General features: G+C 61.4%; 22 protein-coding genes. 11 read left to right on the top strand and 11 right to left on the bottom strand.

Translation table 11 applies throughout. From position 1 onward, the window contains the following. Positions 1-29: 29 nt before the first annotated feature. Complete coding sequence (locus KF708_02075; GenBank protein MBX3411477.1) at positions 30-554, bottom strand: DNA starvation/stationary phase protection protein; 525 nt, start codon at positions 552-554, stop codon at positions 30-32. Between the two features lie 80 nt (positions 555-634). Next, on the bottom strand, positions 635-1,606 hold the full coding sequence (locus KF708_02080) for an alpha/beta hydrolase (protein ID MBX3411478.1): 972 nt from the start codon (positions 1,604-1,606) through the stop codon (positions 635-637). A 535-nt stretch (positions 1,607-2,141) separates the two neighbouring features. Here KF708_02080 and KF708_02085 point away from each other — a divergent pair. The 8 genes from KF708_02085 to KF708_02120 all read left to right on the top strand — a co-directional run bounded on the left by KF708_02085 (position 2,142) and on the right by KF708_02120 (position 12,637). Beyond that, positions 2,142-3,554: a TolC family protein gene (locus KF708_02085; protein MBX3411479.1), complete on the top strand. Its 1,413-nt coding sequence runs from the start codon at positions 2,142-2,144 to the stop codon at positions 3,552-3,554. A gap of 289 nt (positions 3,555-3,843) precedes the next feature. Further along, positions 3,844-4,269 (top strand): hypothetical protein, encoded by a 426-nt coding sequence (locus KF708_02090; GenBank protein MBX3411480.1) that lies wholly within the window; start codon positions 3,844-3,846, stop codon positions 4,267-4,269. Between the two features lie 149 nt (positions 4,270-4,418). Further along, complete coding sequence (locus KF708_02095) at positions 4,419-5,834, top strand: efflux RND transporter periplasmic adaptor subunit (protein ID MBX3411481.1); 1,416 nt, start codon at positions 4,419-4,421, stop codon at positions 5,832-5,834. 137 nt (positions 5,835-5,971) lie between these two features. Then, positions 5,972-9,178 (top strand): efflux RND transporter permease subunit, encoded by a 3,207-nt coding sequence (locus KF708_02100; protein ID MBX3411482.1) that lies wholly within the window; start codon positions 5,972-5,974, stop codon positions 9,176-9,178. Positions 9,179-9,219: 41 nt separating this feature from the next. Beyond that, positions 9,220-9,741 (top strand): hypothetical protein, encoded by a 522-nt coding sequence (locus KF708_02105; protein MBX3411483.1) that lies wholly within the window; start codon positions 9,220-9,222, stop codon positions 9,739-9,741. A 259-nt stretch (positions 9,742-10,000) separates the two neighbouring features. Beyond that, on the top strand, positions 10,001-10,681 hold the full coding sequence (locus KF708_02110; protein MBX3411484.1) for a hypothetical protein: 681 nt from the start codon (positions 10,001-10,003) through the stop codon (positions 10,679-10,681). Positions 10,682-10,722: 41 nt separating this feature from the next. Next, positions 10,723-11,943, top strand: a complete 1,221-nt coding sequence (locus KF708_02115) for an ABC transporter permease (protein MBX3411485.1) — start codon at positions 10,723-10,725, stop codon at positions 11,941-11,943. A gap of 4 nt (positions 11,944-11,947) precedes the next feature. Continuing rightward, positions 11,948-12,637, top strand: coding sequence for an ABC transporter ATP-binding protein (locus tag KF708_02120; protein MBX3411486.1), 690 nt, complete (start codon positions 11,948-11,950; stop codon positions 12,635-12,637). Positions 12,638-12,735: 98 nt separating this feature from the next. Here the strand turns inward: KF708_02120 and KF708_02125 are convergent, their stop codons facing one another. Beyond that, positions 12,736-13,431, bottom strand: a complete 696-nt coding sequence (locus tag KF708_02125; GenBank protein ID MBX3411487.1) for a type 1 glutamine amidotransferase domain-containing protein — start codon at positions 13,429-13,431, stop codon at positions 12,736-12,738. 153 nt (positions 13,432-13,584) lie between these two features. Here KF708_02125 and KF708_02130 point away from each other — a divergent pair, with 153 nt between their 5' ends. The 3 genes from KF708_02130 (at position 13,585) to KF708_02140 (ending at position 17,568) form a co-directional block, all read left to right on the top strand. Continuing rightward, positions 13,585-13,770 carry a hypothetical protein gene (locus KF708_02130; GenBank protein MBX3411488.1) on the top strand — a complete coding sequence of 62 codons (186 nt, stop codon included), beginning with the start codon at positions 13,585-13,587 and terminating at the stop codon, positions 13,768-13,770. A 338-nt stretch (positions 13,771-14,108) separates the two neighbouring features. Continuing rightward, on the top strand, positions 14,109-14,999 hold the full coding sequence (locus KF708_02135) for a class I SAM-dependent methyltransferase (protein MBX3411489.1): 891 nt from the start codon (positions 14,109-14,111) through the stop codon (positions 14,997-14,999). Positions 15,000-15,054: 55 nt separating this feature from the next. Then, positions 15,055-17,568 (top strand): hypothetical protein, encoded by a 2,514-nt coding sequence (locus KF708_02140; GenBank protein MBX3411490.1) that lies wholly within the window; start codon positions 15,055-15,057, stop codon positions 17,566-17,568. A 67-nt stretch (positions 17,569-17,635) separates the two neighbouring features. On the opposite strand, the gene KF708_02145 is transcribed toward KF708_02140, so the two are convergent. The 8 genes from KF708_02145 to KF708_02180 form a co-directional block, all read right to left on the bottom strand. Beyond that, the gene (locus tag KF708_02145; protein MBX3411491.1) at positions 17,636-19,051 is read right to left on the bottom strand and encodes a hypothetical protein; all 1,416 of its coding nucleotides are present in this window, start codon (positions 19,049-19,051) and stop codon (positions 17,636-17,638) included. Positions 19,052-19,302: 251 nt separating this feature from the next. Beyond that, positions 19,303-19,575, bottom strand: a complete 273-nt coding sequence (locus KF708_02150) for a ferredoxin family protein (protein ID MBX3411492.1) — start codon at positions 19,573-19,575, stop codon at positions 19,303-19,305. Between the two features lie 46 nt (positions 19,576-19,621). Continuing rightward, positions 19,622-20,386, bottom strand: coding sequence for a hypothetical protein (locus KF708_02155; protein MBX3411493.1), 765 nt, complete (start codon positions 20,384-20,386; stop codon positions 19,622-19,624). A gap of 9 nt (positions 20,387-20,395) precedes the next feature. Then, complete coding sequence (locus tag KF708_02160) at positions 20,396-20,932, bottom strand: flavodoxin (GenBank protein MBX3411494.1); 537 nt, start codon at positions 20,930-20,932, stop codon at positions 20,396-20,398. A 455-nt stretch (positions 20,933-21,387) separates the two neighbouring features. Next, complete coding sequence (locus KF708_02165) at positions 21,388-22,752, bottom strand: neutral/alkaline non-lysosomal ceramidase N-terminal domain-containing protein (protein ID MBX3411495.1); 1,365 nt, start codon at positions 22,750-22,752, stop codon at positions 21,388-21,390. Positions 22,753-22,843: 91 nt separating this feature from the next. Beyond that, entirely contained in the window at positions 22,844-23,722 is an 879-nt protein-coding gene (locus KF708_02170; protein MBX3411496.1) for an alpha/beta hydrolase, read from the bottom strand. A 71-nt stretch (positions 23,723-23,793) separates the two neighbouring features. Further along, entirely contained in the window at positions 23,794-24,918 is a 1,125-nt protein-coding gene (locus tag KF708_02175) for an alkaline phosphatase family protein (protein ID MBX3411497.1), read from the bottom strand. A gap of 112 nt (positions 24,919-25,030) precedes the next feature. Further along, positions 25,031-26,257: beta-lactamase family protein (locus KF708_02180; protein ID MBX3411498.1), on the bottom strand; the 1,227-nt coding region annotated here is incomplete at its 5' end.

The following is a 26,257-nucleotide window of genomic DNA, read 5'->3' on the forward strand; positions in this document are numbered from 1 at the left end:
GATTTCACGTATGTCGCTCCGATCGGGCGTCAGTCTGCTCGTGCGGACTCGAAGAGGAACCAGGTCCGTCGCTCCGACTCGTCGATCCAGTTTTCGATGAGGCTGGCTGTGGCGACATCGTTGTGCTCATCGCACACTTCATGAGCAGCCCGTAAGAATTGGGTCAACTGCTGATTGTCGGCGGCCAACTCGGCCAGCATGTCGCGGGGACCGACATATTCCTCGTTGTTGTCTTGCAGACGCTGGTGCCGGGCGATATCGCCGATCGACTTGAGGCTGGTGCCGCCGATCTTGCGTGCCCGCTCGGCCAGATCGTCGGTCATCGCGAAGATCTGATCGGCCTGTTCATCCAGCAGCAGGTGGTAATCGCGGAAATGTCGTCCGCTCATGTGCCAGTGAAAGTTCTTCGTCTTGACGTAGAGCGCGAAGGCGTCGGCGAGCAACTGACGCAACTCGTCGGAGACGGCCGCCACGCCTTCTGGCCGCAAGTCGGTCGGTGTGGCCAGCGCGGGGGGCGTCTTCGAACTCCGTTGTGTGGCGTGGGTAGTGGTCATCATTCCTTCCTTTCCTTTTCGAGAAAAGAGATTGCCATTCTTTGCTTACCCTTCGGTTCCGGCTCCACCGTGGCTGTTCGTTAGCGGAGCCTGCGTTTTAGTTCCTCTCCTACCTGCAACAGCGCGGTGCGAGTGGCGGGCAGATCGGCGAGCGGGTTCAGCAACCCCCAGTCATGAATCATACCACTATAGCGAACAGCGGTGACATCGACGCCGGCAACGTCGAGCTTGCGAGCGTACTCCTCGCCTTCGTCGCGGAGTACGTCATTGCCGGCCGTCTGGACTAGCGCCGGTGGAAGCCCGCGCAACTCCTCGGTCGTGGCTCGCAAGGGGGAGGCGTAAATCTCGCCACGCTCGTTCGAATCGGTGGTGTAGTGGTCCCAGAACCACTTCATCATGTTGCGCGTGAGGAACCGGCCCTCGGCGAACTCGTGGTAAGAGCGCGTATCGAAGTGCGCGTCGGTCACCGGCCAGAGCAAGGCCTGGAAGCGAATCTTCGGCCCCCCGCGATCCTTGGCCATCAGCGCGACCACGGCCGCCATGTTGCCGCCGGCGCTGTTGCCGACCACGGCCAGACGCCGACCATCGACGTTGATTTCGTGTCCACGTTCGGCCACCCATTTCGTGGCGGCGTAGGCCTGATGAATCGCCACGGGGTACCGCGCCTCGGGCGAGGGGGTGTAGTTGACGAAGACCGCCGCCGCGCCAGAGTATGCCACCACGTCGCGGACGAAACGTTCGTGCGTGGGAAAGTCTCCCAACACCCAACCGCCGCCATGAAAGAACATAAAGGCGGGAACCGTCGTCTCGGCGCCGGCCGGACGCACGACCGTCAGATCGATCTGCTGCCCTTCGATATCGATGGCCAGCGTCGACACCTTGGCCGGAGGCAAGTCGACTTCGGCCGATTCTTGCAGGCCGACCAGGACCATTCGGGCCTCTGGTGGCGACATTTCCTCCAACGGCTTGCCGCTGGCGGCGTTCAGCTTTTTCAAGAACGCCCGGATGCGATGGTCGATGGACTCGTCGTGAGCGGCATCTACGAGTTGCATGGCGATCTCCTTCATAACTGCTGGTTATCGTACTCCCTTGGCCTCACGAAACGGAGAGTCTGGACAGCCGAGGGGGAACCTTTTCGAGCCCAAGGCTTTCCGGCCACTCCCCGAATTGAGCGAAGGTCAAGGCCCAAGACGATTTAGAAGCGAACGAGATGGGCCGGGGGCATTACCACCCTAGCCCTCTAGCGATGTTGGGGTGAATTGGCCCGCTGGCGGGAAGTACACCGGCAGATCCCGTGCCTTGAACGATAACTTGGTATCTCGCTTGCACCTGCTGTGCCGAACGCTGTTCATTCGCAGCCACCCCGGCTGGCGCGTCCCCTCCTTTGAATCTGCAATCGGAGAAGACACTTCCGCTTCGCACAGCAGTGATGGCAAGGCATCGTAGGCGTCGCAAGGCGGGGGCCGCGGAGAATGGGGCATTCTGCGGCGACTGCACGCCTTGAAGTGGTGGTAGTGGTTTCCGGGCAACGCAACTGCCGAAGCAGCCATTATCCAGATGCTTTCTCGTAACATGACAGAGGCCGGGATGATCCTGCGCCGGATCCCTGGAACGTTTCGCCTGCTTTTGTCGGCAGCCCTCGTGCTCGGCGGCGAAGAGGCATGCCGCGCGCAGGAGATCGTTCCGCCGTCGACGAAACGCGCCGAGTCCACGATCGCCCCCCTGCCGCCGGTTGGCGCCGAGCTGGTCTATGCGGCCGGCCTGTGCCTCGAGGAAGTGGAGCAGCTTGCGCTGTTCAACAATCCATCGCTACGACGTCGGGCGGCCCTGGTCGGCGCCGCTCGCGGCAATGCGTTGCAGGCAGGTCTGCCGCCGAATCCGGCCGTCGGCTACGAAGGGCAACAGCTTGGCAGCGGGGGACTGGCAGAGCAGCAAGGCGTGCTGTTCAGCCAGGAGTTCGTCCGGGGGGGCAAGCTCCGGTTGAGTCGTGCCGTGGCGAACCGCGAACGCATGCGCGCGGAACAGGAGCTGGCGGCCCAAGAGTTCCGTGTCTTGACGGACGTTCGCATCGCCTTCTACCAGGCACTGTTGGCCCAGCGCGAGATCGAGCTGGCCGTGAACCTGATGAAGATCGGCGACGAAGGGGCCCATGTGGCCGAACAACTCTACCGCGCCGGTGAAGTCAGTCGAGCCGACGTGCTGCAGGCGCAGATCGAAGTCGAGAACGCGCGCATTATCGGTCAGAATGCCAACAACCGGCGCGCAGCAGCGTGGCAGGAGCTCACGGCAGTAGTCGGACAACCGCTGCTTGCGCCGCAAGATCTAGTCGGCGACGTGACCGCCCAGAGGCCGCCGATCGAATACAACGCCGCGCTCTCGCGCATTCTGAATGCCAGCCCCGAAATCTCGGCCGCCTTCATGGAAATCAAGCGCGCCGAGGCGGCCCTGCAGCGGGCTCGGGCAGAACCGATTCCCAACGTCAACGTGGAAGGTCTGGTCAACTGGCAGGACAACGGCATCGGTGGCAAACCGGACGGCGGCCTGGCCGTCACGCTGCCTATTCCGCTCATTAATCGCAATCAGGGAGCCATCGCGCAGGCCAGTCACGAACTGATGGCGGCGCGTCAGGCGCTGGGCGAGCTGGAGCTGTCGCTGCAGAAGCGGCTGGCGACGACCTACGAGGCATATGCCAATGCGCGTAATCAGACCGAGCGTTACCGGGCCAAGATCCTGCCCGCCGCCGAAGAGTCCCTCGGACTGGTTCGCACCATGTATGGAGCGGGCGAAGTCGGTTACATCACGTTGTTGACGGCTCAACGTACCTACTCGCAGACGCAACTCAGCTATCTGGATGCCTTGCGTGCCCTGCGCAATGCCGAGGCTCAGATCGATGGCATGCTCCTTTCGGGCAGCCTCGACAGTGGCGGGAGTGGGACGGCCACGCTCGACGATCTGCGCAATTCACCCGTTCCAGCCGGTATCGGCGTCTTCGGTCGCTAGCGCTTTCGTCGACTCTCGACTCCGCGAACGGAGAGGAAGCAGAGCCGATACGGACGTGCAAAATCGTCAGAAACGTTGCGTTCGATCAGTCTTGTTCGCCGATAGTGACCTGCGAGGCGCAAGGGGAGCGAAGGAACGCTCCAGCCCTGGATGCGCTGCTTGCAACCCGGTGCCGCGATGGCACTTCTAGTGCTGCATGCCTCCGGGCGCCCTGCGCGTGTTCGGCTTGACTTCTCGGTGTGGAACCGCAACCATGTATGCAAATAACCATTCTTCGATTGGTTCGCGCATGCATCGCGTCTTCTCCGCGCTCGTCGCGGGACTGCTGCTGTTTCACGTCATCGCCGGATGCTGTTGGCATCACGATCATGGTGGCCATGCGCAGGGTCACGGTTCCGACGTGGCCTGTCCGGCGCATGCCACCCAGTGTTGCACGACACACTCCGATCCTCCCTGCGACGAATCGTCGCAGCATTCGCCGGGGCATGCCCCCTGCGAGCAACCGGAATGCGTTTTCGGCGCGACGACGATCACCCGTGCGATCGACGATGACTCGCTGAGCGTGGTCCCTCCGCTTGTGTGGCTGGCCTGCGAAGCTCCCCGCGTTTTCGCGATCGAGGTGCAGGGCGTCACGCACCGCTTTGACTCGGGAGGAAACCTCGAAGTCGAGCTACCGGTGCGCCGTCACCTTCTCTTCAGCACTCTGCTGATCTAGCTCACGCACGCGCTCGTCCTTCGGTTGCGGCGATTGTGTCTCGTCGACTGCGCTGCCCGTGGATGGCGTTTGGGCATTGGAAAACTCCCTGCACCTGCCGTGCATGGGAATCATCCGTCGAGCTGTTTAGACATTGCCAGGTCGGTCCCATGACAACCACAAATCTTGCGCAACCCGCGCCGCGCAGCCGCTTGCAGCGTGGAACGCTGGCCATGCTGGTCCTCGTGCTGGCTGCCGGCGTGGCCTGGCTGGGTTATCTCGGGGGCAAATGGACCACGTCGAGTCCGCGCGACGCGGTCACGGCGGGAAGCGAACACGACGAGCACGATCATGGTCACGGCCACTCGCACGCTCATCCCGGTCACGACGAGGCATCCTCGATCGAAATCTCGAAGCAGGCGCAGCGCAACATCGGGCTCGAGCTGGCTACGGTCGACTTTCAGACCTACGAACGTACGGTCTCCTTGCCGGCGATCGTCGTCGAGCGGCCCGGCCGTTCGCGCATCAGTGTGCCGGCTCCGCTGACCGGCGTCATTACGCGCATCGATCCCTTGCTAGGGCAGGCGATCGTGTCGGGCGAGCCTCTGTTCGAGATGCGTCTTACGCACGAGGAGTTGGTTCAGGCTCAAAGCGACTTTCTGCGCACCCTAGAAGAAACCGACGTCGTGAAGCGCGAAATTGCCCGGCTCGAGGATCTCGCGGCCAGCGGCGCGATCGCCGGCAAGACGCTGCTCGAGCGGCAGTACGAATTGCAGCGGCTCGAAGCGACTTCGCGCGCCCAATCGCAGGCCCTGCTGCTGCACGGTTTGAGCGAAGATCAGATCGAGAATATACGGCGCGAACGGAAATTGCTGGGGAGCCTGGTGATCGTGGCGCCGACGCCCGCGGGTGACGCCGCCAACGACGCTCCGACCTGCATGCTGCAACTCCAGGAATTGAATGTCGAGCTGGGACAGCACGTCACCGCGGGGGATCCGCTGTGCGTGCTCGCCGACCACTGCCTGTTGTACATCGAAGGTCAGGCGTTCGAACAAGACGCCCGCCTGCTCGAGAAGGTCGCGAAGGAGAAGCGACCGGTACGAGCGCTCATCGATCTGGGCGGGGGCCAGAGCGAAACCATTCCGGGACTCGATATTCTCTCGCTCGGCAACCGGATCAATCCAGAAACCCGCACGTTACCCTTCCACGTGTTGCTGCCCAATGAATTGGTGCGTGACGAGCGCACTGCCGACGGCCACCGATTCGTCGGCTGGCGTTTCCGGCCTGGTCAGCGCGTGCAGGTCCTCGTGCCGATCGACACCTGGCAAGAGCGCATCGTGTTGCCGGTAGCAGCCGTCGTGCAGGAGGGGCCGGAGTCGTACGTCTTCGTGCAGAAGGGAGATCATTTCGACCGGCGTCCGGTTCATGTCGAGTTCCGCGATCAGCAAGCGGTCGTGTTGTCGTCGGACGAGGAGAATCTGTGGCCGGGGGATATTGTTGCGATCAACGGCGCACAGCAGTTGCAGTTGGCGCTGAAGAACAAAGCGGGCGGTGGCATCGACCCACACGCCGGACACTCACACTAACCTCGACGACGGACGGTACGGAGCGCACCGAATGTTGACGAATGGGCAACTGGCGAGATGGATCGTGCTCGCAGGCGTTTCCTTGATGATGTACTGGCCGAGGTAGCCGACCCGTCTGCCTTGTCGGACCACGAACCATGTTGAACGCCATTATCCGCTTTTCGCTGCGTTACCGCCTGCTGACGATTTCGTTGGCACTGGTAGTGCTCGTCTATGGCGGGTATACGTTGTTTCACCTGCCGATCGACGTCTTTCCCGACTTGAATCGTCCGCGCGTCACAATTCTCACCGAGGCCCCCGGTCTAGCGCCGGAGGAAGTCGAAACGCTCGTCACGTTTCCGCTCGAATCGGTGCTCAACGGGGCGACGGGCGTGCAGGCCGTGCGCAGCTCGTCGGGTGTCGGGTTGTCGGTGGTCTACGTCGAATTCGCGTGGGGAACCGACATCTACGTCGATCGCCAGATCGTGGCCGAGAAGGTCGCCCTGGCCGCCGATCGCTTGCCCGAGGGAGTACGGCCCGTGCTCGCTCCGGTCGCCTCGGTGATGGGGCAGATCATGCAGGTGGGGATGTGGAGTGAAGGGGGGAAGACTAACCCGATCGAAGTCCGCACGCTGGCCGATTGGGTCGTGCGGCAGCGATTGCTGACGATCCCCGGCGTGGCGCAGGTGGTGACGATGGGGGGCGGTCGCCGCCAGTTCCAGGTGCTGGTCAGCGCCGATGAGCTGCGCAAATACGATGTCACGCTCGAGGAGGTCGAGCGGGCGGTGGCCGAAAGCAATGCCAATGCCACGGGGGGATATCTTAACGAAGGGTCGCGCGAGTATCTGGTTCGATCGCTGGGACGCATCCAGGATGTGGGAGAGTTGGAATCGGTCGTGGTCAAGGCTCAGCCTGGCCGGCCGGTGCTGCTCAAGCAGGTGGCACGGGTGGTAGAAGCTGCCCAGGTCAAGCGTGGCGACGCCGCGGTCGATGGCATGCCCGCCGTCATGCTGACCATCGCCAAGCAGCCTGGGGCCGATACGCGGGAGCTCACCGAGGCCATTACGCAGGCGCTCGAAGAGCTGCGCCCTTCATTGCCCGCCGATATTCGCATCAATCCGGCCGTCTATCAGCAGAAGACGTTCATCGATCTGAGTATCGAGAATGTCATCGAGGCGTTGCGCGATGGCGGCATCCTGGTCGTAATTATTCTGTTCGTCTTCCTGCTCAACTTTCGCACGACGTTCATCACGCTAACGGCGATTCCGTTGTCGATCGTCGTGACCGGCCTGGTTTTCAAATGGCTGGACATGTCGATCAACACGATGACGCTGGGAGGGCTGGCCGTGGCGATCGGCGAGCTCGTCGACGATGCGATCGTCGACGTGGAGAACATCTTCCGCCGCTTGCGCGAAAATCGCCACCTGGCGCAGCCCAAGCCGGCATTGCGCGTCGTGTACGAGGCAAGTAGCGAGGTGCGCAATTCGATCGTCTTCAGCACGATCCTGGTCGTGCTCGTGTTCGTGCCGCTGTTTGCCTTGGGGGGCATGGAAGGCCGGCTTTTCACGCCACTGGGCGTAGCGTACATCGTCTCGATTCTGGCGTCGCTGCTCGTCTCTCTGACGGTGACGCCGGTCTTGTCGTATTGGCTGCTGCCCAGTGCGAAGATCATGCACCACGAACGCGATGGCCTGGTGCTGCGTGCCCTGAAGAGTCTGGCCGGCTGGGCGATTCGCTTGAGCGTGCGTCGACCGTGGCCGATTTTGGGAGGCGTGGCCCTGGCGGTGCTCGCCAGCGGCGTCATCGTCACGCGATTGGGGCGTGACTTTTTGCCCCCGTTCAACGAAGGGAGCGTGCAGGTCAATGTGTTCGTGCCTCCCGGCACCTCGCTCGAAACTTCGGACCGCATGGCCGCCATGGTCGATCAGCGTATTCTGCAGATCGACGGCGTGGTGGCCGTGGGACGCCGCACCGGCCGTGCCGAGCTCGACGAGCATGCCGAAGGGGTCAATGTTTCCGAGATCATCGTCTCGTTCGATCCGCATAGCGAGCGCTCGCGCGAGGAGATCCTGGCGGACATTCGCAACGAGGCGGCGGAAGTGCCCGGCGTGGTGGTCTCGGCCGAACAGCCGTTGCAACATCTCATCAGCCACATGCTCTCGGGAGTCAAGGCGCAGGTCGGCATCAAGCTGTATGGCGACAGCCTCGACGTGCTGCGGGCCAAGGCCAACGAGATGAAGAACGCCATCCAGTCGGTGCCCGGCGTCAAGGATCTGATGGTCGAACAGCAGACCGAGATCCCACAATTACAGGTGCGACTCGATCGCGATCAGCTCGCTTATTACGGACTGCGGGCCAACGACGTGAACCGCTTTCTCGAAACCGCCATGAATGGGCGAGTCGTTTCCGATATCGTGCTTGGGGAGCGGAAATTCGACCTACTCGTTCGGCTCGACGAGCCGTATCGCGAAGATCCGGAGTTGCTCAAACGACTGGCGATCAACCTGCCCGACGGCGGTCGCATTCCGCTGAGCGCCGTGGCGCGGGTCGTCGACTCGAGCGGTCCCAATACGATCAATCGCGAGAACGTCCGGCGGCGGATCATCGTCCAGTGCAACACCGCAGGACGCGACCTGGCGAGCGTTGTGGAAGAGATTCAGGATCGCCTGGCGCCGATTCAGGCCTCGCTCCCCACCGGTTATTTCATCGAGTATGGCGGTCAGTTCGAGAGCCAACAGTCGGCCACGCGCATGATCGCGTTCCTCAGTCTGTTTTCGCTAGCGAGCATGTTCCTGGCCCTTTACACGCTCTTTCGCTCGGTGAACATGTCACTGCAGGTGCTGTCGGCGCTGCCGATGGCGGCAATTGGCGCCGTCGGCGCCCTGGTCGTGACGGGGCAGTCGCTCACCGTCGCCAGCCTGGTCGGATTCATCTCCCTCTCGGGGATCGCATCGCGGAACGGGATTTTGCTGATCGCTCACTACCTGCATCTGGTGCGTTACGAGGGAGAGACCTTTACGCCTGACATGATCGAGCGAGCCGGCAAGGAACGACTCGCGCCGATGCTGATGACCGCGCTGACGGCGGGCATTGGCTTGATTCCGCTCGTGCTCGCCGCCGGCGAGCCGGGCAAGGAGATACTCTACCCGGTGGCCACGGTGATTCTCGGTGGCTTGATCAGCTCGACGCTGCTGGACTTCTTCGTCCACCCGGCGTTGTTCTGGTGCTTTGGACGCAAGGACGCCGAGCGTGCGAGGCAGGGCACTGAGGACGATGATCTCGATCTTGCGCAGGGAGCCGGAGAGATCATCGCCGGCGACGCGGCCAGCTCGCTCGCTCCGCCGACGCCTCACGCAGCACACTAGGATTTCCCTCAAAACGCGATCTCGATGAAAGGACCTTTCTCGTGCGACGAACTTTGCCTTGCCTGCTCGTGCCTGCCTTCGCCCTATCTGCCATTGCGGTGGCTGGCTGCGGAGCGTCGAACGAGCGGGCCACAACCCAGGAAGAGCACTTCGTCGGCGACGGCCACGATCATGAGTCGACCGAACGGCACGCCTCGGGGCACCTCACGGCGTCCGATATCGAGCTGCCCGCCGATTTCGATGCAGCGATCGTGCGGATCAAGACGTGTCGGGAGACGGTCACGACGGCGGTCGACAGCGGCAATCTCGAAGGGGCGCACGCTCCCATCGACGAGCTGACCCTGGTGTTGGAAAAGGTCATGCCACTGGCCCGCGATGGCGGCATCCCGCGCGAGCACTGGAAAGAGATCAATACGCTCGCGCAGAAGATGATCGCACACGTCGAGACGCTGCACGTGGCGGTCGAACAGGGCCAGAAGCCCCAAACGGAGAATGTCGAGATCGATGAGGCCATTGCGCGGTTGGAAGTAATCGCGCAGGCCCCACGTGCCGACAGGAAATAAAAGCCGCTGAGCTGCTTGCAACCTTTGGCCCGGCAAGAAACGCCGCGGAATCGCACGGCCGCGGAAGGCCGTAAGTCCTTCCGCTGTCGAGGAATGGAATTCGTCGAACCAAACCGAATGCTGCCTCTTCGGGCCTTCGGTTCTGCAGAAAGGATTCACAATGCAACGCGCACAACGGCCACCTCAGCTTGCCTGTTTTCTCTGTGCAGTGGTTTTTGCCTGTTCTTCTGCACAAGCTCAAGCACCGGCCCGGACGGCTTTGGCAAGCTCGGCCGAACGGCAGATCGTCCAGGCCGCCGAAAAGGGGCAGTACAGCTTCATTATGTTCTATCGGGCCAAGGATAAGGCGGCTGACGCGATGGCCTCCTCGGTCGCGCGCAACTTGAGCCGGTATCCCGAACGTGGCACGGCGACCTACGTCTCGATCGCCGACCCGGCGCAAAAAGGGCTCGTAGCCAAGTACGGGGTTGCACGTGCTCCCATGCCATTGACTGTAGCGTTGGCGCCAAATGGGGCGATCACGGCGATGTTTCCGAGCGAACTGGCCGATGATAAGTTCGCCAGCGCCTTTGTGACTCCGGCCGAGGCCGATGCGTTGCTCGCGCTACAGCAGAAGAAGCTGGTATTCATTGCGATTAGCACCTCGCCGAACGAGGGTACTCCTGCCGCGGTAGCCGATTTCCGCAAGGATCCACATTTCCGCGACCGCATGCAGTTGGTCGCCTTGAATCCTCAGGATGCCGAGGAACAAGAGTTTCTCGCCGATCTGCAGGTCACGAACGACAATCCGGCAAGCGCGGCGATGATCGTGTTGGCGCCACCCGGTGTCATGATTGGGCGTTTTCCGCTCACCGCGTCGAAGGATGAGATCGCCGCGAAGATCGCTGCCGCCGACAAGTGCTGCGACGACGAGAACTGCAAGCATCGGGCACGGAAATAAGGTCGGCCGGCACGCCCCTACGTACGTCAAGGAGGACGTTCATGAAACTCTCGACGCTGGTTTGGCGCGAGCTGTGCGCTCGCCCCACCACGTTGATCGCCGCCGCACTGACGATCGTGCTCAGTGTCGGAGCGTTGGTGGCGATTCGACATATCACCACGTTTTCCGAGCGTGCCATTGGGCGCCAGCTCGAACAACTTGGGGCCAATGTGCTCGTGCTTCCGCAGGGAACCACGCTGCAGGATTATTACTCGGCCGACTTGTCCGATCGGACATTGCCCGAGAGCCACGCCTCGACGATTTTGCTGGCAAATCTCTCGGGGGTCGATCGCCTTTCTCCCCGGCTCTGCGTTTCGACCAGTCTGGGAAATCGGGGGGTGACCGTAACGGGGATTCTGCCGCAGAGCGAATTCGAGGCGAATGCCGCCTGGCAGTCGGTAGGTGTTTTTGCAGCCGATCGCACCGGTTGTGGGCGCGCCAACTGCAACATGAAGGAGCTTGATGCCTCGCCCGAGGCGCTGGCCTCGCAACGGTCGATTCAGCAGCTTGGCAGTGACGAGATCGTGATCGGTGCGGACGTGGCGGAGTTCGCCAAGTTGGCTCCCGGCGCCCGTGTCGAGTTGTGGGACAACACCTTCAAAGTCGTGGCCGTGCTGCCCCCGACGGGCACCATCGACGACAGCCGAGTATACGCTCATCTGCACACGGTTCAGCAATTGACCGATGCCGGCGAGGTCGTGAACGCCATCGAGGTAATCGGTTGCTGCGACGATGCGGCGACGGGGCTCGTGCCGCAGCTTTCCACGCTACTGCCCGATGCCAAGGTGGTGACCGTTTCGCAAGTTGTGGCGACTCAGGTCGGAGTCAACCAGATACTCCGTCAAATTTCGCTCATGGTGTTCGCCGTACTGATCGTTGTGGGTGGAGCGACCTTGGCCGGAACGATTTCCGCCAACGTGCGCGAGCGGAGACGCGAAGTGGGCACTCTGATGGCCTTGGGCGCCAGTCCTTGGTATGTCGCGCGCCTGTTCTTGTGGAAAGCGCTCTGGCTGGGGGCAGGGGGGGCGCTGATTGGATCGGTGCTGGGAGTTGCCACGGCGATGGCGCTTGGCTCGTTCTGGGCCGGACTCGTCATTGTGCCGCTTCCGGAACTGATTTTCGCCGCGATTCTCACGACGCTCGTCGTCTCGGCGTGTGCGGCGTACCTGCCGGCCCGTACGGCTGCCAAGCTCGATCCCTGCGTTTGCTTCCAGGAGGTTTAAGCACATGTTTCGTCTCGAACAAGTCTCCAAGGTCTACCGGCAGCGTCGCGCCGAAGTTGTGGCCTTTCGTTGCGAACGACTGGAAGTGGCGACGGGCGAGTACGTAGCCGTGGTTGGGCCGAGCGGGAGCGGAAAGACGACGTTGCTCTCGCTGCTCGGGGGCATGCTCTCGCCCGATACCGGGCAGGTGTTTGTCGATGGGCTGGATGTCTATCGTTTGAATCCGGCCGCGCGGGCACGTCTGCGGGGCGAGAAGATCGGCTTCGTCTTTCAAAGCTTCAACCTGCTCCCGTATCTCTCGGCCCTCGAGAACGTGCGCGTTCCGCTGGCCATCGCCGCCAAGAGTTCCGCCAAGCAGGTCGAGCGTGCGACGCGCCTGCTCGAACAACTGGGGCTGGGGGACCGGCTCGATCACAAGCCGTGCGAATTGAGCACGGGGCAGCAACAACGGGTGGCGCTGGCCCGCACGCTCTGCAACGAGCCGCGCATCATCCTGGCCGATGAGCCGACGGGGAATCTCGATCCCGATAGTCGTCAGCACGTGCTGGAGACATTCGACCAATGCGTGCGCGAAGGACGGACCATCGTCATGGTAACGCACGACGTCAGCGCCGCCGAACGCGCCACGCGCCGCTTGCGTTTGTCGCAGGGTAGCGTGCTCGGAGTCGATCCACGGCAACATCGGGCCGCGTGAGCGTGCGGGAGCCATCTCTCCCGCAATGCCGGTCGAGGAATACTTCTCTGGGCTGCTAGGGGATGAGTTTGAGATCGATTCTCTGACAGTCGACAGATTCAGTTTCCAGAGCCTGCAAGTACTGCGAGCACTTTCTTCGCCACGGCCGCACCAGACTGTGGGTTCTGTCCCGTGACCAGCCGCCCATCGGCGACCGCGAACTCCGTGAAGGGGTGGTCCGCCTGGCGGTATATGGCGCCGCGAAGCTTTAATTCATCCTCCGTCAAGAAAGGGACATGCTCGTCGAGCTTCGCCAGCCGTTCTTCTTCGTTGGAGAATCCGGTGACGATTTTGCCGGCGATGAGTGACGATTCGTCGCTGAGCTTGATGTTCAACAGTCCTACTGCTCCGTGGCAAACCGACGCGACAATCCCACCCGATGCGTAAATCTGCGCGCTGATTCTTTGCAGAGTCACGTTGTCGGGAAAATCCCAAATCACTCCGTGGCCGCCGGCAAAATAGATCGCTGCGTACAGGTCCGGATCGATCTGCTCGGGACGCATTGTCGCGCCGAGGCGCGCCATGAATTGTGGGTTTTGGTAGTATTCCCAATCGATCGGCAGCGCCATCTCGCCAAGACTGGCGGGGTCAATCGGTGTGTATCCCCCTTGTGGGCTCACGAAATCGACGCCATAGCCGGCCGCTTCGACCTGTTCGACAAAATGGACCGCCTCCCCCAACCACAAACCAGTGGGGCGATTCATTGCTGGATACTTGGCCGTACTGGTTACGACGACGAGGATGCTCTTCTTCATGCGAATCTCTTCCATGGGGCGAGTTGCCGCCCCACAGTCGGAACGGCACGAGCGAGAAAGAATCACTAAAACAGAAACTTCGATGTCCGGCAAGTTGCGGCGTCGAAACCGTCGAAGGCAAAAGCCGCCGCTGGAAGCGTCGCGCAGCGGAGCGTGGTCACGCTGAAGAAGACCAGGAAGTCTCCCTCGCGAACGAAGCCCGCCGGCACGTCGCAGGGTAAATCAGACAAGCAAGCGGGGGTCGTGCTCCTCTCCGGCGGCACCCCCCAGATCGCCAAGGCAGATGGCGACGCCCCCGTGCAAGCGTACATCGCGGCGATGCCGGGCTGGAAACCTTAATCCCCTGAAAAACGGGCCTTGACGTGGTTGCCGGCAGTTGACCTTGATCCGCCCAGAGCATGTCCGATAAGATTCGCCCCCAAGCTGTACGTGGCGGCGGGGCAATACTTTTCTCCGTGCCACATGCGGTTCCCCTTCGGGCATGGTCCCAGTCACTCGACGCCGAGTTGGCGACGCGTGCTCGAATGTGCGTCCGCAAGGTTTGGCGTCCGTGGGCTCGCAAAGGGGCTTGGCGCGGCCACGGTGGTTGATGGGCCGCAACGATCCATTGCTGCAAACCTGGAAGTGGTCTTCGACCGCAGTCGCCAGGTTGGTTCAACGAAACGGAGTTCGTAAACATGTCGAGCACGATGACGATGTCGGCAACTGAGATCGGTCCGGATGAAACGATGGAGCAGTTTGTGGCTCGACTCCAGCGCACGGTGCGCGATCAGGCCGCCCGCCTGGAAGGACGCGCCCAGCGCATCAAGGATCTCACGATCGAGCTCGGCCGCAAGGACACGGAAGTCGAAGTTCGCCAGCTCACCAATACGCTGGAAAAGGTGTTGGCGCGACACTGCTTTGCGATTCCGCTGCCCCCCGAGGAATTGCGACTGCACGTTGGCACGAAGGCCACGGCGTCGAATTTCTGGGCGCAAGGTCTTTCGTCGTCCACGCGCGTCATGGAGATCTTCGGCGAGCAGCCCCAGGGGCCGATTCTCGATTGGGGCTGCGGCTGCGGACGGACGTTGCGCTGGCTGCTCGGCAACGAAGCCTGGCGGCAGAATTACCGCGGCTGCGACGTCGACACGCAGGCGATCGAATGGCTCCGCGAGCACGTTCCGTGCCCCGTCTCGGTCTGCCACGACAATCCTCCGCTCCCCTATCCCGACGCAACGTTCGACGGGCTCTTCGCCTTCAGCGTGCTGACGCACATTCCGCCGGAAAATCATCGCGCGTGGTATGAAGAGATTCGTCGCGTGCTGCGTCCCGGCGGCCTAGCGCTGCTGACCGTGCAGGGGAGCAACGTCTTGGGCGAACCCAACCGTTACCGCGTCCCCACAGACGTCTTGGACGAGCTGGTGCGCACCGGGCAGGCCTACGTACGCCACGAAGGCCACTATAAAGACGCCGCGCTTGTCAATGAGCAGTTCACACGACAACAGCTCGACGGGCTGCTCCAGCTCGAAGAGTATGCCGTGGCCGGCTATCAAAACATGGATCAGTTTCTCGTGCGGCGCACGAGTTAGTTTGTCGTAGGTACGTGAACCTGCCATGCTGGCAAGGGAACAAGGGAGCAGCATCATGTGGCAGGCCTGGAAAGAGTTGCTCAGCGCTCGTCGATCATCCCGAGTTCGGCGTCCAGGTAGTGCCCGACCGATGGGCACGCGGCTGCGTCTTTCCGGGATTGAATCGCTCGAGCGTCGCCGCCTGTTGGCGCTCACACCCGTGCAATTCGACCAGGCGATCGACTCCGAGGTCGTTGGCGATCGCCTCTTCTTCTCTGCCGCGTACGAGTCGTTGCAGGGCAATCCGGGCAATGTCGGCGTCGAGTTGTGGATCACCGATGGCACGACGGTCGGAACGCGGCTCGTCAAAGACATCATGCCGGGGCTCGCCAGTTCCTCGCCTTCGCAGTTGACCAATGTGAATGGCACGCTGTTCTTCACGGCGCGAACGCCCAACGAAGGGGTCGAGTTGTGGAAGTCGGACGGCACGGCGGCAGGGACGGTGCTGGTCAAGGACACGAGCCTCGGGGCCAACTCGGGGGACATCGATTATCTCACCAACGTGAATGGCACCCTCTTCTTCCGCGCTCGCGGCCCGAATGGTCCCAACGCCCTGTGGGTCAGCAACGGAACCACCGCCGGAACGACCATGCTCAAGGAGTTGTACGCGACGCAGACGCGCGCCGCGCTGGGGCCCTTCGTGAATGCGGGAGGTACCGTATTCTTCAACGGTCAGACCGCGGCCAACGGCGCCGAGCTTTGGAAAAGCAACGGCACCTCGGCAGGAACAGTGCAAGTGGCCGACATTCAAATCGGAGATACCGGTAGCGGCCCGCAACAACTCACGAACGTAAGCGGAACGCTCTTCTTTGGCGCCAACGACGGCATCCACGGCTTCGAGCTCTGGAAGAGCAACGGGACCCAGGCCGGCACCGTGCTCGTGAAAGACATACAACCGGGCAGCGCCAATGTCGGCCAGTTTGCCAACCTGAACGGCATCCTCTACTTCCAGGCGACGAGCAGTGCCGAAGGAGACGAGCTCTGGCAGAGCGACGGCACCTCGGGCGGAACCGTGCTGGTCAAGGACATTGTCAGTGGTGCGGCCAGCGGCGACCCGAATTATATTACCAACGTCAACGGCGAGCTCTATTTCCGGGCGAACAACAATCTCTGGAGCAGCGACGGCAGCGGCCTGGGCACCTTGCTGGTGTCCAGCGTACAGCCGACGCTGCCACTTCATTTCTCCGGCCCGAAGTTTATCGGAATGAATGGGCTCACCTTCTTTCCCGGGACCACGCCAGGACTGGGCATCACACTGTTCAAGACCAACGGCACCCCCAGCGGCACCGCGCAGGTAGCGGGGGACATGGGCAACCCGACTGCATTCACCGTGTTTAACTCGTCACTCTATCTGATCGCCGAGAGCGACCAGCAACTGCTGCGAACCTCGGGTTCCGATCGGACCAGAATTCTCGGGCTCAATCCGGCCAATACGAACAATGTGGCCGTGGCGCCGTTCCCCTACTTCGACAATTTCAATCGGCCCGACAACATGAGCCTGGGCGGTCCCTGGATCGAGCAGGAAGGGGATTTGAGAATCGTCAATCAGAAGGTGCAGATCGGCGTCAATTCCGAGTCGATCGCCACGCTCAATGGCCTCAGCGAGTCGGACGTCTCGGTCGCGCTCGATTACGACCTGAGCTTTGGCGTGTTCGGGCAGAGCGTGGGTGTCGTGGCACGCTATACCGGGCTCGGCGATCAGAACCTGTACATGGCGCGGGTCATTCGCCAACAAAACAACACCTATACGGCCGACATCTGGCGCAACATCAACGGCAACTATGCACCGCTGGCCAGTCTGCCGACGAGCGTCAGCGCCGGACGTCTGCAGCTCGATGTAGTCGGCGATCGTCTCACGCTCTACATCAACGGCGCGCAACTGGTCAGCGTGACCGATACGACGATCACCGGCCCCGGCACGGTCGGCATTCGTCAGACCGGCGGCACGTCGGACAATTTCCTGGTGCAGCAGCCCGTGGTCATTCCCCCCGTGAATGTCACGCTCCCCTATACCGACACGTTCAATCGCGCCAACAGCCCGAACATCGGCCCGCAATGGTACGAACGGCTCGGCGATCTGCAGATCCTGAACAACAAGCTGGTTCAGCAATTCAATTCGACCGCGGTCGTGACGCTCAACGGACCGAACGTGTCGAACGTGTCGAACGTGACCATCCAGGCCGACATCGACCTGACCACGCTCGCTCAGGCGGGGAGCAGCCTCGGCCTGCTGGGGCGCTACAGCGGTCCCGGCGACTCGAACGCCTACATGGCGCGTCTGTTCCGAACGGCAACGCCCCAATACTACGTGCAGATCTGGCGGAATACCGGCTCCGACTGGGAGTTCCTCGATCAAGGACTCGTGGGAAGTGGCGCCGGGAGCCTGCGTTTCGTGCTGAACGGCACATCACTCGAGGCTTACTGGAACAACATTCTCACGGTGAGCGTCACCGATAGCACCATCGCGGGGCCGGGCCTCGTCGGCATCCGGCACGCTGGAGGAGCGCTGGACAATTTCCAAGCGGCCTGATGTTTCAGAGCTGCTCGCTTGGCGTACTACGACCGTCGCGTCGGCCATCGTTGCGCGACATGGCCGACTACAGCGTCTTGAGGTACTCGATCACGGCCAGCTTTTCTTGCTCGTCGAGCACGTCGGGAAAGGTGTGTCCCGCGGCGCTGTTGCCGACGTGGTTGGTGTCGTAGTACATGCGACGCTGGCGGTTGCTGAGCCCCTCGGGCACGGCATCCAGTCGCTCGACCTCGAGGCCGACCTTCGATTGGTCGTAGCCGTCCTCGCTACGCTTCCACACGGCGGGGCGTTGCGCAGGATTCATCACGTCCCACAGCGTGGGAACCGAGGCGTTGTGGAAATACGGCGCCGAGGCCCAAATGCCGTCGAGCGGCTGGGCGAGATAACCCTTCGATTCCACGTCGACGGGATGTTCGCCGTTGTATTGCAGCCAGCCCGCGTTCGCCGCCTCGCGACGCTCTTTATAGATGGCATTGAATCGGCGGCTGTCGGTTTCGACCACGTCGAGCGGAATCACCTTGTTCGGGAACTCACCGTCCGGGCCATACGTGCCATGGCAATCGGCACAGGTCTGGTTAAACAGTACCCGTCCGCGCTCGGCCAGGTCGGCATCGACCGTAAAGGGATACTTCGGAGACGGCAGCTCTTCGATGTACTGATAGATATGCACGAAGTTCGGTTCGAATGAGCGGAACTTCTCGTCCGAGAACAACGGCGACATGGCGAACGGCATCAACTGCCGGGGGGTCTTCGGCGCGAAGGCATCGGCATAGATGCGGGTCTTCTTCTTGAAATTCCACCACGGCGGCGGATTCATGTCGTGGTGCAGGAGCATCTCGGGATGCTTGGTGAACTGCGCCCCGAGCTTCGGATCGCGCAAGCCCGCGAATACCGGGGCGAAGATGACCGCATTGGTCACGCCACGATGAAAGTTGAGGGGCGTCTGGAACGGCGCCATCGATTCTTTGACCCGCGACGGATCGCGTCCCGCGTCGGCCGCTCGCAGCCGGGCCAGATCGGTCGACAGCGTCGTCAGATCGACGTGCGTGTTGCCCACGCCTGGAATCGTGACGCCGGCGACCTTGCCGCCATGGCACGAGAAGCAATTGGTGACCAGGTTGCCACGGCCATCTTCGGTGTAGTCGAGCGGGATGTTCGTCTCGTCGTCACCAGGGCGTTTGGCCCAACCGTAGCGTTCGAAGGTCATCTTGCGTCGTTCGGCAGGGTCGGCGGTTTCGGCCTTGGCCTTTTCCTCATCCTCCCACACGGTCCACAAGCGATCGATGTCCGCGACTTTCATGATCGTCGCCGCCATCGGCTCGCCGAGCATTAGCTCGTACCCCTTTTTCGCATCGGGCGTGATCCCGAGAAAAAGGTCGGTGGGAGCGGCCTCGGCCGCTGGGGAGAACGACGGAACGAGCCCTGCAAACGTCGAAAACGCAAGAGCCAACAGCAGCGAAATCCGGTAGGAGACACGGATCATGGCGACCGCCTGAATATGCTTGGGTGACAGATACCCCCAGGGACCCCTGAGGAAACACCCCTGAGAATACTCAGCAATTCGCCAACTGCAATATCATTTGGACGCTAACTGCTTTTAGCCAGTTTGGCGATACCTACCCCCACCGTTGCCCCGCCGTCCACTCCTCAACAGTGGGAGTGAGCGGTAGTGTTGAGCTCGCGAGGGTGAGAAATCGACTATCCAGTTTTGACCCCGGCTTCGACCCCGGCCTCTCAAATCAGCGGCTCCTTCTTCTCGGTAATCGACGGTGATTGCGGCGCCATTTCTGCATTCAGGCGGATGAAGTCCTGCCACTCGGCCGGCACGTTGTCCTCATGAAAGATCGCCTCGACGGGACATTCCGGCACGCAGGCCTCGCAGTCGATGCACTCGTCGGGGTGGATGAACAGGATCTTTTCACCCTCGTAGAAGCATTCCACCGGACAGACGACGACGCAGTCGGTGTACTTGCATCCGAAGCACGGTTGACAGACGACATGTGGCATCGCATTCTCCGCGGTGGGGATACGTGAAATCGCCGAAGTTGCTCGTTCAGCGTTCTTCTCTTGGTCGGCGGTAACCCGAGTTCGCCTCGAAAGCGATCGCCTGCAGCCGGGCCCGGCAATGCTCGACGCCTTCCGCCAGGCTCAATTGCGAGAACAAGATCCGCATCCATTCCAGCGAGGGGATGCAATGCACCGTGTCGAGATCGACTCCTTGCAGCACGCGCGTCGCTTCGACACGACGCTGCGCCGTGAGCAGATGTTGAGCGAATGCGATACGATAGAACACGTTCGCGGGCTGCAGGCGGTGCGCCTGGTAGATGAACGGAAGAATCTCATCGTTGTCGTAATTCAAGCGCCGCATCTCGACCGCGATCGTGTACAGCAGCTTGTGGTTGCCGCGGAATCTTCGGTGTTGGACCAGGCAATATTGCAGGGCGAGACGATGTTCGCCGACCCGCGCCAACCCGATCGCAATCGCTTCGATTTCCTCTTCCGGCAGCATCTCGAGCGTGGCGAGATGCCGGTACATCACTTGCGCGACATCGCGTTGTCTGCGCAAGCAATAGCATTGTGCCAGCCGTAGCTGAGCGAGCGGGTCGAGGGGCACAAGCAGCGATGCGTGCTCGAAGGCCGCCGTGGCCTGGGCAATATTGCCAAGCCCGAACTGGGCCAGTCCACGTAATTGCCACCCCCAGCCACAATCGGCCAGGTGCGTCTCGAGAGGGCGCAATTCCGCCAGTGCGGCGGCAAAGCATTGTTGCTCGACGAGACGAGCCGCACGCGCCAACGATCCTTGAATGTAGTTCTTCACGGCTGCTTCCTAGTTGGTCTCGGGCTCCAGCATGCCCGCGTCCTGCATCACCTTCAAAAGCCAGGCACTGATGCGTTCGTCGGTCAGGTCCGATTCGTTGTCCTCGTCGAGGCCGAGGCCGAGAAAGTGCTCGTCGTCGAACCTGCCTTGCGAGTCTTCGAACGAATAGCCCGCGGTCGGCCAGACGCCGACCAACTCGGGCGAACCGAGCTTTTGCACGACACCCCATAGCTCGCCCATCGCATCGAGAAAGTTATGGGGGTATCCCACGGAGTCGCCCATCGCAAAGATGGCGATCTTCTTGCCGGCGAGATTGAGACCTTCCATCTGCGGGATGAACTTGTCCCAGTCATCCTGCATCTCGCCGATGTTCCAGGTAGAAACGCCCAGGAAGAGCAGGTCGTACTCTTCCATCTCTTTGGGATCGGCCTTGGCGACGTCCGCCACGTGCGACACAAAGTCCCCCAGCTCGTCCTTGATTTTTTGCGCCGCCATCTCCGTGTTGCCGGTGCTCGAGCCGTAAAAGATCGCCATCGATAGATCGATCACTTGCATCTCCTTCGCTTGCTGCGGTCACGACGCTCTCATCGCCACGCTCGAGAACCATTCCCGGCGTTGGCAGTCGCAGACGCTCTGGCCGGTCATCCGGGTCACGTTGGACCAGGGTCCGGCATAGCGACGGCGACGTTTCGATCCGTGGTAGACGCTGCGGAGAATCGCCCAAGACCGGAGCCGGGAGTGCGAACACCCCAGACCATGCAAGATCCGTGGGAGAGACCGCAGTTCGCCATCAGAAGGGGGGGCCGAGCCGAGAGTCCCCGCGAGGAGGCCTCACGGCAGCGTCGACCGTAGAACCGTTGCTGACAGCGAGTTACAGCGAACTGGGCTGGCGTTTCAGAGAGCAACGGCTGGCGCTAGTTCTCAAATGAGACAAAGTCTCAAATGCGAGTGCGATTATGACTTTTCGGCCCAGAGTGTCAAGTGTGTTTCTTGCTCGTTGGTCAATCGGTTACTTGCTGCACCAGGCGATGCACCGTTTCGGCGATGCGATCTTCGACTTCGCCGGACCATCTGAGGGCAGGGCGTCCGTATTCGTAGAGGTTTGATCCTCCTTCGTAGCCCCCTTCTTCCCAGACGCGCCGCGACGGGATGTACGCGATCATGTCGTCGCAATAGCCGCAGACCCAGGTGCCGGGGCCGAACTCCCGCTTGAACCGCAACGCGTAGTCGACCACCGTCTCTGCCCCCATGCCGATCACAAGCATTTCGTTTCCCAACCGCCAGGCATGCAAGGGATAGGGGTACGATTCGGGAAATGTCTCTCCCCGTTCCAGCTTTTCGAGCATCCGCGCGGCCCAGCGCGCGCGAATGGCATTGTCTTCTTGCCGGGCGGCAAACAACTCATCGCGCGACATGACTTTCAGGTAAGGAAGCTCGACATAGGCGAACGCGGTGCGCAGCCCGGACGACACCGGCTCGAGCGGTCGCTCCAAGGCTTCGGCAACAGCCGCGGCGAGTTGCTGACCGTAGCGTTCGCATAACTCGACCCGACGGCGCGGCAAGGGATTTTGATCGCCGCCGCACGTATTCACGAACATCGCCATCGCGCCGGGATACTTCTCTTCCAACTCGATTTGCGCAAAGCCGGGATAATCGCCACACCAGGTGAAGAAACTGAGCGTCGTCGGATGGCAGGCATACCCGAAGAGAATCGCCTCGAGTTGGCCATTCGGCCGCGTCACGGTCAACACGGGAACATCATGATCGACCGGGCCCGTCAAAGGCTTACCAGAGGCGAGCAGGCCGGGCACGTCCGCTTCAGGATTGTTGCGCCGATTGATGGCGAACGTTGCCCTGCCTTTACCGGTCTGTAGCGTGGCCGGCGCGAGCTTGCCCAAGGCCTCGCCCACCATGGCCACCATGCGCTCGACCATCTGTGCCGTATATTCAGCCACCAGTTCTTCCTGTTCTGCTTCGACCGGATAGTAATCGAGCAGATCGTCGCCGAGGCGCGGACCGCAATGATTGTGCGAAAAGGTGAGCAGGACGTCGCGCCGTTCGAGTCCAAATTTCTTGCGGAGCTGGGCAAACACCCGATCGCTCATGCTCTTGGGCACCCCTTGGAAGTCGCTCGTCACCAGGACAACCTTGTGGCCGGCATCGTCCTGGAGCGCCAACGCCTTTATCCAAAGATCGTGCAGCTTGCCGTCGGGCGGACGTTTGCTGCCATAGCCGGCGAGCCAGACCGGCTTCTCCGGCGTGATGACCGCTTTGGCGACGCCCGCCTTCCAGGTAACGTCTGCCCCCGTGACCACGGACGGCAGGAGCGTGGTCAACAGCAAAGAGAGCACAAACAGCCCACGCACGAGAATCGTGGAACTCTTTACACCGGAAGAACACCGCGCGATCATCACGTTTTCCATCCTTGCATCAGCAAGCCGTACGCGACGTGCGATTTCACTCGCCCGAGGCGGGCTTCAGATACTTGTCGAAAAAGGCCAGCACCACCGGTCGGAGGTCGCGTTGCTTGGGCTGCAAATCGAACGTGTGGGGCGCGTCGGGAATGATGATCAGCTCGTGCGTTACTCCACCCTGCTCGAGGGCGGCAGCGAAGATCTCGGAATCTTCCACGTCCACGGTCTTGTCGGCGGTTCCGTGCAAGATCAGCACGGGAGGATCGTCGGCATCGATGTGCGATAGGGGCGTGATCTGCTTCGTGAGCTGCTCGACCTTTGGATTTGCCGGGTCGACGAGAGTGTCGATCCGGCGTTGCGTGTGCGCCATTGGACCGTACAGGTCGATCACCGCCTGGACCCGGGTCGACTGATCGCCATAGGGTCCAGCGGGGTCCAGCTCCGAGCCCGTCAGCCCCACCATCGCGGCCAGATGACCGCCCGCCGATCCACCGATGACGCCGATGTGAGCGGGGTCGATCTGATACCGGGCCGCGTTTGCTCGCAGCCAACGTACGGCAGTTTTGCAGTCGTGCAGATTTTGGGGCCAGATCTTAGCGGCTCCCGGTTCCTGCGATTGCAGCAAGTAATCGATGCTCAGGCAGACATAATCGTGCTGCGCCAGCGTCGTCCCGATGTTGATCTCGCGGCGTGCATCGCGTTTGCCACCGACCCAGCCACCTCCATGAATGATCACGACCCCCGGTCGCAAACGGCCAGACACCATGACCGGGGGCAGGTACAGATCGGCCTTTTCCGCGCGATCGTCGCCCAGGTACGCGATGTTCTTCTCGATCTGTACGGATTCCTCAGCCAGAGTAGTCGAGGCCAGCACGCAACCCAGTACGCACATCGCCCGCAGGAAAATCGTATGCAATCTCATCGCAGACCACCTTCACCATCGAACAACAAGACTAACCACTTCAAGCCAATGCGAAACGGAAACGGCATCGGTCAGTCCGCGGCAGGCAACACCTCTTTGATGGGGGGGCCAGAACTCGGCACGGCGCTGTGATAATCCTCACCCAACAGCGCGGCGAGCGTGGCGGCAATCTGGCTTTGCGTCACGCGCTCGCAGTTCGTCCGCTCGCCGAGGGGAGGCGTGTCGGGGCCCAGAAATGCTATCCACATGTCCTCGGCCCCCTGAACGTTCTTGCCGTGGTTCCGCCACTCCACTAGCCCCGATCCTCGACCGTGATCGGTCGAGATGATGAAGGTGGTCTTGTCGCGATACTGGTCCATCGACTGCATCGTTTCCCATAGCCGTTGGATGTACTGATCGACGGCATGCGCTGACGTCAGCAAATTGTCGTAACGTCCGGCATGCCCCCAGGCATCCGTTTCGAGAAAGCCGACGAAGAATACCCGCGGCTTGTGTCTCAGCAAATGCTCGCGAACCGCCTGGTAGAGAAACGAATCGATGACTTCCGCCGCGTTGGGCCGCGTGGTATCCGCAATCAACTCGTTCAGTAACTGCTGACGCGGATTCGGGCTGGCCTCGGGGAGCGACTCCCAGCCACCCATCACGGGAAAACCACAACGCTCGCGATTTATAATAAACGGAGTAACGTCCCAGGCACTGTAAGCGGCCACCTTCCCGCTAAACCCCGGTCGGCGGAACAGCCATTCGAGAACGGTGATGTTTTCGTTCGGCCGCTTCGCGTTGCTATCGATCTGCGGATCGGCAAAGCCGGTGAGGATTTCATTGTAGCCCGGGTAAGAAAACTTCATGGTGTTCGTGATCTGCGCCGAGCTGCCTTTCGACAGGTTGCCGTAGAGCTGACCTTCGCGAGCGATCTTTTTCCAGAAGAAGGGGAGCAGCGCCTCGCGGCGTTCTTCCGGAGTTTCGCGCCAGAATTTTTCTTCGATCGCTTTTGCGTTCGCCACGCCACCATGTTGTTTGTTGATGAGATCCTTCTCGGCGCCGGTGAAGACTTCCTGCCAACGCAATCCGTCGCTGGTAATCAAGACAATGTTCTGCGTCTTGAGTTCGGCCGCGAGCGTTACTCCCACGAGTCCAGGCAGCACGAGCAAGAAAGCACATAGAAGTCGAAGCGAGCGCCATTCGATAGACCGCATTATTTCTTCCCTACAATCGCGCGACATCTGGTGCGATAACACAACCCCGGTGCAATGGTAATCTACCCAGGGCGCGTGGGCCAGCACACTCGATCGCATCGACAGGTCGTTTTCAGTCCTGGGAGCGTCGCAGGATACGAAACAAATCTTTGCCGTCGGCCGAGACAACCCCCTGCCGATTGCCCGCGGCGTCTGTTTCGAAACGCAGTTCCTTTTCCGAGGTGAGCGAAAAGAATGCTACTTCGGAGGCTGGCACGAACTGCTCTGCCGGTCGCTGCAACATCTGGAAGCTCAGGCGTCCGTCTTGTGCCTTGATTTGCACGGGTGTCTTGTTGCCTTCGATTTCATAGTTGCCCACCAACGGTTCAAGTTGCTCGGGCGTGAGCTGCGCCGACCGGCGCTGTCGCGACCGATAGTCGTCGTCCGGCCACTCGTAATTCTCGGCAATGCTCGCGAGGATTTCATCGACGCAGCGCATTCCGGTCGACGAGTTCGTCATGACAACCGCGCCTTTTCCCAGGCGAGGATACAGCACGGCGTAGCACTGAAAACCCACGTTTCCGCCGTTGTGCCACACATGTAGCCCCTCTCCTTCGCCACGGACGACTGGCCCGACGCCAAACTGCCCCGGCTGACCGTTCGCCAGTTTGACGGGCGTCATCATCTGCTCGACCGTGGCTTGCTCGACGACCGTCGATTCACCATCCAGGGCGCGCGACAAAGTCAACAGAAAGGACGCCACATCGCTGGGGGTCGTCCAGAGACCGGCTGCGGCCATTTCGGGATAGACGAACCACCCGCCCGGCACGGCTCGCCCGTTCAAATGAGCTTGAGCCGCGTTGCCCGTCCACGCCGTGGGCAGTGGCTGCTCGAAGGTGCTCCGTTGCATCGAACAGGGTTCGAGCACCAGTTGAGCGAGCACGTTGAGAAATGCCGTTCCTTGCACATCGATGAGCAACTGCTGCGCGATGGTCGTTCCTCCGCCCGAGTAATTCGTCTCTTCGCCCGGCGTGTTCTCGATACGAATCGGCGCTGAATTCGCCGGCGACCTGCCATCGAGCACCTCGATGAGGTTGGGAAGCCTGGCCCCCGCGCGGTATCCGATGAAGCCATGCACCGAAATGCCGGCCGTATGCGACAAGAGCATTCGCAGGGTTACCTTTTGGCCGTTTGCTCTGAGATCGTCGGGGAGTTTCCAACTGGTCAGATACTCGTTGACGTCGGTATCGAGCTTTAACCGTCCCTGTTCGACCAATCGCATGACCGCCAGAGCCGTTACCGGCTTGGACAGGGATGCCGCTTGAAACAGCGTTTCTGGATCGACCGGCTGCGACTTGCC

This window comes from Pirellulales bacterium (assembly GCA_019636335.1).
In the GTDB taxonomy this organism is placed as follows: domain Bacteria; phylum Planctomycetota; class Planctomycetia; order Pirellulales; family JAEUIK01; genus JAHBXR01.